Here is a 14,468-nt window from a genome sequence, read left to right on the forward strand (position 1 = left end):
TATGACCATTCCTGCCGATTTCCAGCATCGCCTCATCGATGCCATCAGCCCGATCCGGCACTTTTTCCTCGCCCAGGCCCTGCACCATGCCCTCGACCTCGGGATCTTCGAGGCACTTGACGAGCACTCCGGCGTCGACGCCACCGCATTGGCGGCAAAGCTCGGCCTCGATGCCGACCGGCTACCCGGACTCTTGCTGTTCCTCCAGAACGAGGGCTTCGTGGTGGACGAAGACGGCTGGCGGTCGACGGCGCTGGGCGCGGGCTTGCCGGTTTTCGCGCCATGGTACGAGATGTTGGTGGGTGGCTATGCCTCCACCATGCAACAGCTCGGCGAGGTGCTCCGTCCCGGCGCATCCTGGGCGACCCGCGACACCACCCGGGTCGGCGCAGGCAGCTGCGGCATCGGCCGCTATGACGCCGTCCCGGTCGTGCAGGCCCTGCTGAGCGCTTCCCCGGATACCTCCTCCGTCATCGACCTGGGATGCGGCGACGGACGGTTTCTCATGGACGTCCTGCTGTCACGGCCGGGCTTGCGCGGCGTGGGCATCGAACCGAACCCGGCCTCGGTGCGGCTGGGCGAGTCCGCTCGCGCCGAGCTGGGTCTCGACGACAGGCTGGAGATGGTCATCGGAGCCGCGGACGCGGCAGCTGGCATCGACCTGCCCGGCAACGGACACGGTACCTGCTTCATGACCGCCTTCGTTCTGCAGGAGATGCTCGAGCAGGAAGGGGAGGAGGCCGTCGAAGAACTGCTCCGATCGACATTTCGAAATCACCCCGAGGCTCGCTGGCTGGTTGTCGAAATGGATTACCAACCCGAAGCACCGGTGATGGCACACGGACTCGCCTTGAGCTTCTACAACCCGTACTTCCTCATCCACTCGATCACCGAGCAGCGTCTCCAGAGCAGGCAATGGTGGGCCGAGCTGTTCCAGCGCGTCGGACTGACGTGTCTTTCGGAAGCCGAAACAGATCCCCGGGTGGACACCACGGGGTTGCAGTTCGGGATGTTGCTGGCGCGACGTTGAACACCGCGGCCCGTCAGTGCGGATCGGGTGTGGTGTAGTAGGCGACCACCATCGCGGTCGGCACGCCGTCCGGATCGCTTTCGGCCTCGGCGAATTCGGCAACGAGCGCCGAGAGCCGCTTCGCGAACGACTCCGCTCGCTCGACGGAGAGCCGGACGTCCAGAGCCGCGACGGTGGACGGTGGGAGTTCGCCGTCGTAGCCACCGATCCGGGCGTGTCCGGCGCGGATAGCCCGGAAGAGGTCGGTGCGGTGCCGGTCGAGCACCGCACCGAAGGTGCGCAGCACTTCGTCGGAGGCCGCGGCCCCACCCAGGAAGGCTTCTTCGATCCGCACCGACCGCTGACCGGCCCGGTAGCCCTGCTCGACGATCCCGTTGACCAGCCTGCTGCTTGCCACCTGGACCAGACCAGTGCCGACCAACTGCTTCAGATGCCGGTACAGGCGCGTCTGCGAGACCTGGAGCTCGCGCGCGATCTCCTTGGCCGCGAGGCCGCCCACGGGGATGTCGGCACGCGTCATCAAGAGGTTGATGACGGCCAGCCGCAGCGGATCGGCCAGGGCACGCAAGGACTCGACGTCCTCCACGTACCGGACCGGGACGACGGGCGGGACAGGCTCATCGGTCATCTTGTCATCGTCGCAAACCTCTCTGAGTGCCTCTCGCGGCGTCGACCCATTCACGCTAACATGAATGTTGTCGATCTGCTGAATGGAGGGCCTGTGACGACTCCGACGGGGCACGCGGTGATCCCGCTGCACCGGAACCGCAACTTCCGGTTGCTGTGGACCGGGTCCGCCGGCGCCTTCCTCGGTCTGTTCGCGCTCGAGACGGCAATGCCTTTGCTGATCTTGGGTACCTGGTCCTCCCCCGCGTTGACCAGCGTCTTCGCTGCTGTTCAGACCACGACCACCGTCCTGTGCGGGGCTCCGGCGGGCTGGCTGCTCGACCGCTACGACCGCCGGAAACTGCTCGTGCTCGCCGAGACGGCCCGCGCGGCCGCGCTGGGCACGCTCGCCCTCGCCCTGTGGCTCGGCCAGCTCACGATCGTCCACGTGATCACGATTGCGGTGGTCCTGGGCAGCATGCAGACCATCGGCACCGCGCGGATGCTCCTGGTCCGGGCGAGTGTCCCCGACGAACAACTGACCGCCGCCGTCACCGGCGAGGAGGTCCGGAACAACGCCGCCGAGCTCGCAGGCCCGCCATTGGGCGGCGTGCTTTTCGCCCTGTCCCCCGTCCTCCCGGTGCTGACTGCCACGGCCCTGTTCACGGTGTCCGCCGGGCTGACGTGGCTGGTCCGGCTACCGGCCAGGGCGCAGCTACCGGCCGCTTCCGGCCAGGTGTTGAAGGGCCTGACCGCAGCGCTGCGGGAGAGAACCATGCGGGCCGCGATCCTGGTTCTCATGCTGATCAATTCCGTGGCGTGGATTGCCCAGCTCGTCACGATCGTGCTGCTGCAACAGCACGGCGTCGCGCCCTGGCTGGTCGGCCTCGTGGTCGCCGGGTTCGCCGTCGGCGCGCTGGCGGGCACGGTGCTCGTGGCGCCGCTCCAGCGGCGTCTGGGTCCGGGTGCCCTCCTCCTCGTGGTCGGGCTCGCCCAGGTGCCAACCCTGGCCGGGCTGGCCTTGCCACTGGGGCCCTGGTGGGCGGCGCTGATGTGCCTATGTTTCGGACTGGGCCTGCCACAGGTACGGGTGCTCCTCGACGTCCTCGTCATCCGCCAGATTCCCGACGAACGGAGGGGACAGGCGCTGAGCGGGGTGTTCACCCTCCTGAGCCTCAGCTTGCCGATCGGCATGATCGGTGCCGGGATGCTGATGAACTATTCGACCCCGCGGACGACCCTGCTGACCCTTGCCTCGATTCTCCTGCTCGGTGTGGCCTGCGCCACCTTCAGCCGCTCGGTACGGACTGCCCGGTGGCCGGGGAAGCAATGACACCACGCGAATCGGAACACGTGGAGCACAGCCGCTCGTGGTTGTAGTAGCGGCCGACCGGATCCACTCACTTGGCCGCTTCTCGCAGGATCTCCTTCTCCACCTGCAGCTCAGCGATCTGCTTCCGCAACCGCGCCACCTCATCGGTCACCGCCGGATCCTCGGCCGACTGCCCAGCCTCCGCGGCCGGCTAGGCCGAATTCACCCAGGACCGCAGGGTCTCGTGGCTGTCCCCAGCTCCCGCGCGACCTGCCGCAACGGCCGATCACTCGAGTTCACCAACTCCACCGCATCCCGACGGAACTGCTCCGGATACCTCGAACGCGACACCAGGACGTCCTCCCTCCAGACCACTGTCTGGATCAAGGTGTCCGTCCCAAGGGGCAACTCCGCACGAGTTGCCGGGCACGTTCCTGGTGAGCTCCCGAGGACACTGCGAGAATTGCAGGAAATCTCAGGAAAGGCAGGACTGATGAGGCCCGACGCGCAGCAGTTCGGCCGAAGGGCCAACACGTCCACAATAAGCCACGGGTCCAGCTCGTCATGCCCCACCGCGCTTCTGACCACAACCATCTCGGACGCGCACACCTGGAACCTCGTGTTCCTACAGAGATGGCTTGAAGAATCCGGGCTGGCAGTGCGCAACCTCGGCCCCTGTCCGCCTGTCGGGCTGGTCATCGCTGAAGCGACGAACGTGGTGCCCGACCTCATCGTGGTCAGCACGGTGAATGGCCACGGCGTCAATGACGGTCTACAGCTGATCCGCGCGCTTCGCGCGGTGCCGTCCCTGCGCGCGATCCGAGTGGTCATCGGCGGCAAATTGGGGATTGGTCTCGGCGGCCGCCGGTATCGGGAACGGCTTCTCTCAGAAGGCTTCAGTGCAGTGCTCGACGGGGAGGACGGCATGAGCCGCCTGCAGACTCTGCTCGCGACGCTCGTTGTCCGAGGCGGGAAATGAAAACCGCAGTGCCCGGATCGTTCGGAGATGCCGTGGCCGCTGCCGCCGCTCGACGCCGGCTCGTGGTGCAACCCCGCATGGGCATGTCCGACCCGCGCGTGATGCGAGAGGGCCTGCTCGCCACGAAACACGCGGCCGCGACTACAGTCGGCACCATCAGCGTCGACAGCTACACCCGCCTCGACGACCTCGAGTCGGCGACGCTGGCCGTCCTCGAAGGCCTCGACCTCAACGGATATCCATTGGTGACGACGAGGACCGACGTCACCCGTGCCGTCCTCGACGGACTGCAGACCCCTGACTTCCCTGTCCAGGTACGCCACGGCTCTCCAGTACCCCAACGGATCATGGTTGCGCTGATCGACGCGGGCATGGACGCCACCGAAGGTGGCCCGGTATCCTACTGCCTGCCCTACGGACGCTTTCCCCTCCGCGATTCCGTGCGCAACTGGGCTGCCGCCGCCGAAACGCTCGCCGCCGCCCGCGGCCAGGGCAGCCGGCCGCATCTGGAGACGTTCGGTGGCTGCATGATGGGACAATTGTGCCCGCCCGGCCTCCTGGTGGCGCTCAGCATTCTCGAAGCGATGTTCTTCGTGCAGCACGGGATCGACAGCGTTTCGCTCAGCTACGCGCAACAGGCCGATGCCGACCAGGACCGAGAGGCGATCCGTGCGCTGCGTCGCCTCGCCGGGGAGTACTTGCCGGAGGCGGAATGGCACATCGTGCTCTACGCCTACATGGGGATGTACCCGGCCACCCGCTCCGGCGCCGAACACGTGCTCGACGACGCGACCCGATTGGCGGTCGAGGAAGGCGCGGCCCGGCTCATCGTCAAGACCAGCGCCGAAGCCCACCGCATACCGACAGTAGCCGAAAATGTATCCGCCCTGGAACGAGCGGCACAGACGGCCGAGCGCTGTCACATCGGCCACCGGCCGGAGGTGGAGGACACCGGAGTGGAGAGGGAAGCACGACTGTTCCTCGACGCCGTTCTGAGCTTCGGGCACGACATCGGGGCCGCGCTGATCCTCGCGTTCGCCAAGGGACACCTGGACATACCCTACTGCCTGCACCCCGACAACGCCGGCGCGACGAGGGCGTTCATCGACGCACGCGGCAAACTCCGCTGGGCCGCGACCGGGACATTGCCAATCCACCGCGAGACCACCGAAGAGGCGGACCTGAGTTCACGAGGTCTGCTCGAGTACCTGTCCTACGTTCGCCGTAAGTACGACAGCGCCGCGACGATCGGAGCAACTGGCATGACACCCGCTGAATCGAGACTCTCATGACGGACCCCGACCGTCGGTTCCCGCCGCCACCCGGTCAGCACCTGCGCTCACCGGTCACTCAGCGGGCGCTGCGAGTCCAGGACCAGGTCCTGGTGGCCGCTCGCGCCTTCCTCCGGCAAGAAGGGTGCATCGAGCTGCCGGCGCCGGTCGTCGGCCCGGTGACCGATCCCGGTGTGCGCGGCGCGAAGCAGCTCGACGTCAGCCTCTACGGCCACCGGTACAAATTGATGACGAGCGCGATTCTCTACAAGCAGGCATCGCTCACCGCGACGTCACGCCTTTTCTGCGTCGCCGCGAATCTGCGTGCCGAACCACCGGAAACCGCTGACACCGCGCGGCACCTGGTGGAGTTCAACCAGATCGATGTCGAGCTGGCGCACGCGACCCGCTCGGACACCCAGGAGCTCCTCGAACGACTCGTGACGCACGTGGTGAAGCACGTCACCGAAGCGTGCACCGAAGATCTCACCGCACTCGGCAGGGACCCGACGAGCCTCGTTTCGCTCCTCCACGAACCGTTCGAAACGCTCACCCACCGGGAGGCCGTGACTCGGTTGCGCGAGCTTCAGCACACGCAGGACCTCCATGCGGAGATCAGCTGGTCAGGCGAGGCTTTGCTCTCACAAAAAGCAGCCGGACCGTTCTTCATAACTCATTATCCGCGCGGGTCCCGCGGGTTCTACGACCGTCAAGACCCCGACGAGCGTGATCTTCTGCGCAATTTCGATCTCCTCGCACCCGGCGGCTTCGGGGAACTGGCCAGTGGCGGAGAGCGGGAGCACGACTACACGCGAGTGGTCACCAGAATGCGAGAGACCGGAGAAAACCCTGCGAAGTACGGTTGGTACCTCGACGTGCTCCGCGACGGCATCCCGCCCAGCTCGGGATTCGGACTCGGCCTTGAGCGGCTGACCCGATTCATCACCGGATTGGACTATCTGTGGCAAACGACCGCGTATCCCAAGGTTCCCGGACAGTTGGGAGCATGAGGCAGCTACACGCCACCGGGTTCCCGGAAGCAGAAGTACGCGAACGAGCCCGCACCGGATCGGCCGCGATCTTCCCACCGCTCGAAGGGTACGGCCAGGACGTCTACGGCCAGTCCGCGGCTGTCGAACTCACCGGGGATCCACTTGCCCTTCTTCGCATCGTTCCGCCCGTCTTCATGCCCGACCGACTCGCCAAAATGGTCGAGCTCGGCCGTGAACCGGCTTTTCACGACGTCGATCTCGATACCAGGATCGGCGGGTTCCGGTCGCCGTTGCCGGTCTACCTCTCAGCCTTCGGCTCGACTCAGCTGGGCAGCGCCTCCCACGCGGTGGAAGCGAGCAGGCAAGCAGGCAGCCTCGGTCTACCCATGGTCGTCGGGGAAAATGTGGTTCCGATCCACGGCTCTCGCTCCGCCGCGCGATCCGTACTGGCAGATCGAGTGGATGCCTACCTGGGCGCCGTACCGGACGGTGCCGGCGGCGTGGTCGTCCAGCAATCCACTGAGGACGCCGACGCCGAGGTCTGGAACGACATTTACAGTGATCCCGCCACCGAGCCGCTCCTGCGATCGGAGCGATTGGGGTTCGAGCTCAAGGTCGGGCAGGGCGCGAAACCCGGGTTGGGTGGGATGACCGTTGTCGACGCCCGCACCGCCGCCTCACTCACCTCACAGTATGCGACTCACCCTCTCTTCGGATCGGTTGCCGCCGGCCTGCGCACGAGCATTCCGGGCACTTTCACCGAGGAGATACTCGTCAACCAGGTACGCATGATGCGCAACAACTTCCCACGCGCTCGAGTATGGGTCAAACTGCCCCCCGCATCCGACATCGCCCACGCCGCCACGGTGGCTTGGGAAGCCGGAGCCGACGCGGTGACGGTCGATGGAGCGGAAGCCGGCACAGGCTGGGCGCCCAGGGCATTTCTCACGAGCGTCGGACTGCCCCTCGGCGTCTGCCTGGACCTGCTTCAAGGCTCGTCCGGTTGCCTGCTGAGTTCCGGCAGGATCTGGGAAGGCACCCGCGCAGTGAAATGCTTGGCGCTCGGCGCACGGTCGGTCGGCCTGGGGCGAGCCGCCTTGATCGCGGTGGACGAAAACCCTCGCCACGGCCTGGTACAGCTGGTCGAGGCGCTGACACTCGAGCTTCGAATGCTGATCAGTTCACTTGGTGTGTACACGCCGAGCGCCCTCGCCCCGAGCCACCTGTGGTCCCCAGTTACAGACCGGTCAGGTTCACCGACGCGGACCTCATGAATCTCCGGACGTAGCCGAGCACGTTGTAGGCGTATTCCGGACCGCGCCGCACCTGTACAAGCGAGAGTTCCACCAGCTTGGCCAGCTGGGCAACGGCGTCCTGGCCGATCGACTGCATGCCCTCCGCCTCACGGAAAACGTCCGCGACGGTGAACTGACCAGGCAACGCCGACAACACGCGAAGCATCGCACGCTGCCTCGGGTCGAGCATGTCCACACTCCAATCGATGCTGTCTGCCAGCGTGCGCTGGTGCGGCAGACCGCGACCCGTCGACTGTCTGAGCACCGCCTCGAGCGGGTCGGTCTGCAATAAGGCGTCCAAGGACGCGGAACGCAGCCAGACGGCGGCGGCCTCCAATGCTCCGGGCATGTGGTCAAGTAGGTTGCACAACCTCAGGACCGCCGGCAGCCGACTGCTGAGATCCAAGGTCGGACACAGCACTGCGAGCCGTCGGAACAGAAATTCTGCCGCATAGCCACCGGAAGTGTCCTCGCTCACCCCGAAGGGCCGGACTTCACAGACGGGCACCCCCGGTAGGAGCAAAGCTCGACGCGAGGTGATCAGCACCCGGATACCGGGGTACGCACCGAGCAACCGCCACACCAGGTCGACGGCCTCGTCCAGAATCCGTTCGACGCCGTCGAACAGCACGATGCCGCGAAATTTCTCCCCATCCATGTCGAGCTCGCGCGTCAGCTCACCGATCTCCGAGTCGCCTCCAGCCAGCGCCTCCGCGCCGATCACGACGATCGGTTCGGCATCGCGTCGAGCGACCCGCCCTGCGACCTCCACCGCCAGCCGGGTCTTCCCCACCCCACCGGGGCCGGTCAGCGTCAGGCAACGGCTCTCCCAAAGAGCGTCCGCCACCTTCTCGACCTCACCGGCATGGCCAACCAGCGGATCCAGATTGATGCACAATCCGGCCCAACCGGGGCCGGCGCTGCTTTTGACCGTCATCGGCAGAGCGCCGCCCGCCCCTGAAATTGTGGTCAGCAACAGCTCAACCGAGGCACGCCGAGGCGACCGGGTGGCGCCGGTCTCGATGTTTCGAATAGTCCGAACACTCACCGACGAGCGGTTGGCGAGTTCTTCCTGCGACCAGCGCAGGGCTGCGCGCTGAGTGATCAGGTACCCAGCGAGTCCGGATCTGCCTTGCGACGCCGACTTGCTATTCAATACCACAAAACCCCCTCCATCGACAATTCCTACACAAAGATTCGCAATCGTTCTGCACGCTGTAGAGCCACGTTCGCGAGAGAGTCCTCGGCGGGCCGGTCGCGGCGGAACTGCGTCGCGAAGTTCTGGAATGGCCCGTCGGCGAATCCCCATACCGGGCCGGCAGCCGACGTCGGCGCCAGGGCCGCGTTCGTGGCGGCGAACTGCGCGACCTGCCAAGCGTCTTCGCCGTCCGGCCGTGGCGAGTTCCTCGTCGGCAAGCACTCCGGCCGGACGACTCCCGGCGTGCCGCCCAGCGCCTGGCGCACCTCCGGATTGCTATGGTTGCCTCTGTCCTGATCAGGGCTTTCGTGTTACATCCCGGCTCTTCCAGAGCGCGGATCACCATCCGACCATTCGGCAGGTCAACCTTCACGTTCAGGCACCTCGCGAGTCCCCCTTCTGCCGGCTCGACTGACAGTCACCCCACAGCGATGCGACCGGCCCCGGACGATGCTGCCCCAGGCGGTCCTTGTTCTATCCTCGGCACGTCCTCGAATCTTGCTATCGTTGCCATGATCGAGTTCGTCGAAGGAGGGGGCGGTGTGAGATTCGGCGTACTGGGACCTCTTGAGGTAACAGATGGTGACCGGCGTCTGAAACTCGGCGGACCGAAGCAGCAGAAAGTCCTCGCCGCTCTCCTGTTGGCCCATGGCCACGTCGTCCCCATCGAGACCCTCATCGACGTAGTCTGGGAGGCCGAACCTCCTGCCAGCGCCGAGAAGCAGATCCGCAACGCTGTGTCGAACCTTCGGAGCGCCTTGGCCGGGAACGCGCACGTAATCGAGTCGACAGCGGCCGGATATTCCTTGGCCGCAGCCGTACGACTGGACATGATCGACTTCACGGATCGACTCGACCGAGCCCGAGAATTGCGGAAAACGTCGGGCAACACGGAAGCTGTCAACGAATTCCGTGCCGCACTGAGCCTCTGGCGAGGCGCCGTCTTGGTCGGCCTTGACTGTCCGGGCCTGATTCCGCAAATCACCGGGCTGCACGAACAACGGCTGGCTGCCTACGAAGAGTGCGTAGAGCTCGAACTGGAACTCGGCCGGCATCGGCAGCTTACCGACGAGCTGACGCGGTGGGCGGAAGAACACCCCCTTCGCGAACGGCTCGCCGGTCTGTTGATGCTGGCGTGGCACCGATCGGGTTCACGTGCCCAGGCACTGGTCGCCTACCAGCGCATCGAAAGTGCCCTCGGCGAACAACTCGGCATCGAGCCGGGAACCGACCTGAAGCGCTTGCGCGAGTATGTCACCGACGCGGCCTTGCTCCCTGCGCCGGAGCGCTGGACGCCACGCAACGACCTACCGCGCGACATCAGCTACTTCACCGGGCGACAGCTCGCGGTCGAACGACTCCTGTCGGCCTCGACGACTCCGGCGGGCACGATCACGGTGATCTCTGCGATCGACGGGATGGCCGGCGTCGGCAAGACTACGCTCGCCGTACACGCGGCACACCGCCTATCCGGCAAGTTCCCGGACGCTCAGCTGTTCGTGGATCTCAATGCGCACACGCCCGGCGGGGCTCCCATGTCGCCGTCAACGGCACTGGAGAAGTTGTTGCGGGCGCTCGGACTGGGCACCGAGGTGATCCCGACGGAGGTCGAAGACCGGTCAGCGCTCTGGCGGGCGCAGCTGGCCCGTCGACGCGTCCTGGTGGTACTCGACAATGCGTCCGATACCACGCAGATCACGCCCCTGCTCCCCGGGTCCCCGCACAGCATGGCCTTGGTCACCAGCAGGCAGCGGCTCACCAACCTCGACGCCAACCTCATCTCGCTCGATGTCATGCCCCTCGCCGACGCGCGGGATCTGTTCGAGAAAGTCGTCGGCGACGACCGGCCGTTCACCGAGCCCGACGCCACCGAGGAGGTGCTGCGACTGTGCGGATTCCTTCCCTTGGCGATCCAGATCGCCGGAGCGCGTCTACGCCATCGGACAGCGTGGGCCACTTCTTACCTGGCGGCGCGCCTGCGCGACGACCACCGGCGGCTCGAAGAACTCGAAACCGACGACCTCAGCGTCGCGACCGCCTTCTCCCTGTCTTACGAACAACTTCCCGGCGACGAGAAGCTGGCCTTTCGCTTGGCCGCGCTGGCTCCCGGCGCCGACATCGAGCCGCACGCGGCGGCCGCGCTGATCGAATGCACGCCGGAGAAGGCGGAGAGGAAGCTCGAGAACCTTGTCGACGCGCACCTCCTCCAGCAGCAAACACCTAGCCGGTACCGCTTCCACGATCTGATCCGGGCGCACGCGGCCAAGCTGTCGGCTAGCGTCGACAGTGAAGCGGACCGCCGCGCGGCCCTCACTCGATTGTTCGACTTCTACCTTTCCACGGCGTCGAAGGCGATGGACTCGGTCGCGCCGACAGACTGGCCACACCGTCCGAGGTTCTCCGAGCGCGCAGCGGTGACTGCGAACGTGTCGAACTACGACCGGGCCCTCGGTTGGCTCAACGCCGAATGTTCGAATCTGGTCACGATGTCGGAATTCACCGTCTCGCACGGCTGGCCGACCCACGCATCCCTGCTTTCGTCTACGGTGTGGCGATACTTTCACATTTGCGGCAACCACGACGAGGCTTTGGCCGTGCACACGAACGCGCTCGTCGCGGCGTCGGCCCTCGGCAACGCCCTCTTCGAGGCAGACGCACTGGCCAGCCGCGGATACATCAACTGGTTCCTCGGTCACTATCAGCGGGCGCTCACCGACTGTCGAGCCGCCGTTCGTATCGCGGCTGACAGGGGCGACCGCAGTCTCGAAGGCCGCGCACTGCACGCACTGGGTCTGGTTCACACGAGATTGGGGTCAAACGACGAAGCCAGAGAAGTCCTCCAGCGCACACTCGCCGCCGGTCGGGAAACTGGCGATCAGGACCTCGAGGGATATGCGTTGCGGGGCCTCGGCGAGATATACTTCAATCTAGGCAGGCATGAGGACGCCATCACCAGCTACGAGGAAGCCGTGTCGGTTGCCCGCAGAGCGGGAAACGACACAATCGAGGGCTACGCACTCCGCGCTCTGGGCGAAATTTGTTCTGACATGAACCAGCACCGCAAGGCTCTCGAGCATTGCGTGCGAGCGCTGGAGTTGGCGCGCCGGATCAGGAACCGAAACATCGAAAACCGAGCGCTTCGAACGCTCGGCGAGATCCACCGGCGCGTTGGTGAACCTGAAAAGTCCTGTCAAAGGTACGAGGAAGCACTTCACCTCGCGAAAGAGACCGGAAACCGCTACGAAGAGGCACGCGCACACGAAGGGGTGGGCGATGCCCGCTTGGAGGCCGGTGATGCACGTTCGGCAATCGTTCACTGGCAGCAGGCGTTGGAACTCTACGACCAGCTGGGCGTCCCGGAAAGTGATCGAGTACGAGACCGTCTGGATGCCCACCACAGCCATGTGAGGTGAACTGCGATGCCCACAGCATCGACCGCGGAATCAGTCACGCTGCTACGGGCGGCGGGGGCCCTTCAGCCGGAGCGAGAGCTGCGCAATCCTGACCTGCTCGCGTCCCGGATCCTACCGTGGTGGCCACCTCTGCGTGCCTTGATCAAGGTTCCGGGCCTGCGCTTGCTGATCGCCCGGGCAATCCGGAAGAAGTGGGCCGCCGGAATGTGGTACGAAGTGATTCGGACGAAATACATGGATGACGTGTTGTCCGCCTCGACAGCGGCCGGCGCGACTCAGGTTGTCCTCCTCGGTGCCGGCTTCGACAGCCGTGCCCATCGCATGCAGAAGGAGATTGGCACTGCGTCGGTCTTCGAGGTGGATCAGCCGCACATGTCCGTGCGCAAGCAGGAGCGCGTCCGCGCCCTGCCCGGGTACGGTGTCCGGTATCTGGCCGTGGATCTCGAGGAAGGCGATCTGACCGGAGTTCTGCAGAAGGCCGGTTTCGATCCGGCCGTCAGGACCGTCGTGCTGTGGTCGGGCGTGACGCCGTACTTGCGGGCGGAAGGCGTCGAAGCAACGTTGCGCTGGTTCGCGCGACTGGCGCCCGGCAGCTCTCTTGTCTTCGACTACTGCTGGCAGGAAATCCTGGACGGCACGGCCGTCATCCCCGAGGCTCAGGCAGTCCTCCGGCAGGTCGCCGCGCGCGGCGAGCCATGGCGGTGGGGCATCCGGCGGGGCGGCGTCGAAGAGCTGCTCGCCGCACACGGGCTGCAACTGGTCGAAGACCTGGAAAGCGCCGCAGCACAACGTCGATACCTGACACGTTCCGACGGGTCGGTGCAAGGACCGATCTGGTTCTTCGGCGGCTTCGTCCATGCCCAGGTACCCGGCCAGTAGCCGTCAAGGCCTCACGCCAGGCGTGACACAGAGAACGGCACGCGCCAGATCGTGAACGAAGCCGGCGGAACCGATATGGTCACGTTGGGTGGGTCTTGCTCAGAGCAGGTGAGATCGTCGCCAGATGGCTGAGGTCAGCCAGCCCTCGATGAAACCGGCGTCCGCGCAGAAGGCCACCAGCCGTTCGGACATCCAGCGCAAGGACTCGTGGTAATGCGGATTGGCGAGTGCCGCACGATAGGCAGCTCGCGAACTCAGCCCGGCTCGCCGGTAGGTCGCCGGCCGGAGCAGCGTGCGCCCCAGCGACCACGCTAGCAATGCCACGCCGATTCGGTTCAACCGGCGTGAGAGCGGTCCGGCTTCCGCCATCGTCCGCAGCGCCGCCTCGCGAGCGTACGTCACGTGCCGGCTCTCTTCCAATACGTGAATCCGATAGACCATCCGGAGCAATGGCTGAATGCTCTCGTCGCTCATCGCCTCGCGCTGCAGGCGATCCACCGGCTCCTCGAAGAATAGTGCGCTGGCCCAGAAGAACGGACCTTGCGGGATGACCGCCGACACAATGTTCACCAGCTTGGTGACGAGCCTCGACTGCGGTACGACCGAACCGCCGAGCCACGTTATCGCTCTGGCGAACATGGTCGAATGCCGACATTCGTCAGCGACTTCGGCCAGCGCGTACAGGGCAGGATCCGAAGCCGGAGCGCCCTCCTGTACCGCGCGGAGCAGGGACCGCATGAGACTGAGCTCGGCATGGATGACCACCGACGACAACGTGACCGCTTCCTGTCGCGCCAGCTCGATTCGTTGCCCTCGTGAGAGCGACTCCCACAGCGAGGTGCCGTACAGAGGCAACCGATGCGTCGGGAAGTACAGCTTGTCCTCCTCGTGCGGCGCGCACCAGTCGACATCCACCTGCGGGTCATACGATCGATCGGCCGACGACCTCAGCAACCGCCGGGCGACCCGCTCTTGGTTCACCTGAACTCCTTGTTCAGCCTAGGTGCTTTTCTGCGCTCCGCTCAAGCCTGCCCAGCGTGAAGTCAAGATGTCAATGTGAGACGGATTCGTCCCCGCGGACGGAGGTCAATCTTCCCCCCTTCTGGTACCGATACCCGCCCCTCTCGGCGGGCCGATGGCTGCTCTTCAGGTTGCGCTGGCGGCGGAAACACCGCCGACGTCGCAGTTTGAGAGCAGTCCCATCGGCGACACCTAGCCTGCCCGATGCCTCGGATCGGCCGGCAGAGCCGCCTGCTGAGGCCGGGCGATCCTGCTGTCGGCCACTTTGGCACGCGACGGCATCCAACTCGACGAAACGATCCCACTGAGCTACGGCAACGATTCGACGAAGCCTTCGACCGGCTGCGTGCCGCGGAGACTGCGGCAAAGGAGCTGACCGACGACCGCTTGGCCATCACACCCGACCGGGGCACGCGGATCCAACGCACACACCGGGGCCGAGGTGGCACTGGTACGGGCGGTCGTGTTCCGGC

The 14,468-nt window shown here is 65.7% G+C and carries 12 protein-coding genes; 8 read left to right on the forward strand and 4 right to left on the reverse strand.

Annotated features, from left to right (window positions below):
- Position 1: 1 nt before the first annotated feature.
- Positions 2-1,030 (forward strand): methyltransferase family protein, encoded by a 1,029-nt coding sequence (locus tag QRY02_RS21955; RefSeq protein ID WP_285993394.1) that lies wholly within the window; start codon positions 2-4, stop codon positions 1,028-1,030.
- 13 nt (positions 1,031-1,043) lie between these two features.
- On the opposite strand, the gene QRY02_RS21960 is transcribed toward QRY02_RS21955, so the two are convergent.
- Positions 1,044-1,658 carry a winged helix-turn-helix domain-containing protein gene (locus tag QRY02_RS21960; RefSeq protein ID WP_285993395.1) on the reverse strand — a complete coding sequence of 205 codons (615 nt, stop codon included), beginning with the start codon at positions 1,656-1,658 and terminating at the stop codon, positions 1,044-1,046.
- Between the two features lie 93 nt (positions 1,659-1,751).
- On the opposite strand from QRY02_RS21960, the gene QRY02_RS21965 reads away from it, so the two are divergent.
- From QRY02_RS21965 to QRY02_RS21985, 5 genes are all read left to right on the forward strand, one after another.
- Positions 1,752-2,969: an MFS transporter gene (locus QRY02_RS21965; RefSeq protein ID WP_285993396.1), complete on the forward strand. Its 1,218-nt coding sequence runs from the start codon at positions 1,752-1,754 to the stop codon at positions 2,967-2,969.
- 472 nt (positions 2,970-3,441) lie between these two features.
- Positions 3,442-3,927, forward strand: a complete 486-nt coding sequence (locus QRY02_RS21970; RefSeq protein ID WP_285993397.1) for a methylmalonyl-CoA mutase — start codon at positions 3,442-3,444, stop codon at positions 3,925-3,927.
- Between the two features lie 32 nt (positions 3,928-3,959).
- Positions 3,960-5,219 carry a methylaspartate mutase gene (locus QRY02_RS21975; protein WP_285993398.1) on the forward strand — a complete coding sequence of 420 codons (1,260 nt, stop codon included), beginning with the start codon at positions 3,960-3,962 and terminating at the stop codon, positions 5,217-5,219.
- Positions 5,216-6,208 carry an asparagine synthetase A gene (locus QRY02_RS21980; protein WP_285993399.1) on the forward strand — a complete coding sequence of 331 codons (993 nt, stop codon included), beginning with the start codon at positions 5,216-5,218 and terminating at the stop codon, positions 6,206-6,208. Before QRY02_RS21975 ends, QRY02_RS21980 begins: the two co-directional genes overlap by 4 nt.
- Positions 6,205-7,464: a glutamate synthase-related protein gene (locus tag QRY02_RS21985; RefSeq protein WP_285993400.1), complete on the forward strand. Its 1,260-nt coding sequence runs from the start codon at positions 6,205-6,207 to the stop codon at positions 7,462-7,464. The genes QRY02_RS21980 and QRY02_RS21985 overlap by 4 nt, the downstream gene beginning before the upstream one ends.
- Here the strand turns inward: QRY02_RS21985 and QRY02_RS21990 are convergent.
- Complete coding sequence (locus QRY02_RS21990; protein ID WP_285993401.1) at positions 7,427-8,647, reverse strand: helix-turn-helix domain-containing protein; 1,221 nt, start codon at positions 8,645-8,647, stop codon at positions 7,427-7,429. The two genes, QRY02_RS21985 and QRY02_RS21990, sit on opposite strands and share 38 nt — an antisense overlap.
- 23 nt (positions 8,648-8,670) lie before the next feature.
- Positions 8,671-8,949, reverse strand: a complete 279-nt coding sequence (locus QRY02_RS21995) for a hypothetical protein (protein ID WP_285993402.1) — start codon at positions 8,947-8,949, stop codon at positions 8,671-8,673.
- A 246-nt stretch (positions 8,950-9,195) separates the two neighbouring features.
- Between QRY02_RS21995 and QRY02_RS22000 the strand changes: the two genes are divergently transcribed.
- Positions 9,196-12,096, forward strand: coding sequence for an AfsR/SARP family transcriptional regulator (locus QRY02_RS22000; RefSeq protein WP_285993403.1), 2,901 nt, complete (start codon positions 9,196-9,198; stop codon positions 12,094-12,096).
- A gap of 6 nt (positions 12,097-12,102) precedes the next feature.
- Entirely contained in the window at positions 12,103-12,975 is an 873-nt protein-coding gene (locus tag QRY02_RS22005) for a class I SAM-dependent methyltransferase (RefSeq protein WP_285993404.1), read from the forward strand.
- A gap of 99 nt (positions 12,976-13,074) precedes the next feature.
- Here the strand turns inward: QRY02_RS22005 and QRY02_RS22010 are convergent, their stop codons facing one another.
- Positions 13,075-13,956, reverse strand: coding sequence for an AurF N-oxygenase family protein (locus QRY02_RS22010; RefSeq protein ID WP_285993405.1), 882 nt, complete (start codon positions 13,954-13,956; stop codon positions 13,075-13,077).
- Positions 13,957-14,468: the final 512 nt, after the last annotated feature.

It is taken from the genome of Amycolatopsis sp. DG1A-15b, from assembly GCF_030285645.1.
In the GTDB taxonomy this organism is placed as follows: domain Bacteria; phylum Actinomycetota; class Actinomycetes; order Mycobacteriales; family Pseudonocardiaceae; genus Amycolatopsis.

Excerpts from the sequence above, each read along its gene's own strand:
- QRY02_RS21955 (WP_285993394.1), top strand. The coding sequence starts at position 2 with ATGACCATTCCTGCCGATTTCCAGCATCGCCTCATCGATGCCATCAGC.
- QRY02_RS21960 (WP_285993395.1), bottom strand. The coding sequence starts at position 1,658 with ATGACCGATGAGCCTGTCCCGCCCGTCGTCCCGGTCCGGTACGTGGAG.
- QRY02_RS21970 (WP_285993397.1), top strand. The coding sequence starts at position 3,442 with ATGAGGCCCGACGCGCAGCAGTTCGGCCGAAGGGCCAACACGTCCACA.
- QRY02_RS21980 (WP_285993399.1), top strand. The coding sequence starts at position 5,216 with ATGACGGACCCCGACCGTCGGTTCCCGCCGCCACCCGGTCAGCACCTG.
- QRY02_RS21985 (WP_285993400.1), top strand. The coding sequence starts at position 6,205 with ATGAGGCAGCTACACGCCACCGGGTTCCCGGAAGCAGAAGTACGCGAA.
- QRY02_RS22000 (WP_285993403.1), top strand. The coding sequence starts at position 9,196 with ATGATCGAGTTCGTCGAAGGAGGGGGCGGTGTGAGATTCGGCGTACTG.
- QRY02_RS22005 (WP_285993404.1), top strand. The coding sequence starts at position 12,103 with ATGCCCACAGCATCGACCGCGGAATCAGTCACGCTGCTACGGGCGGCG.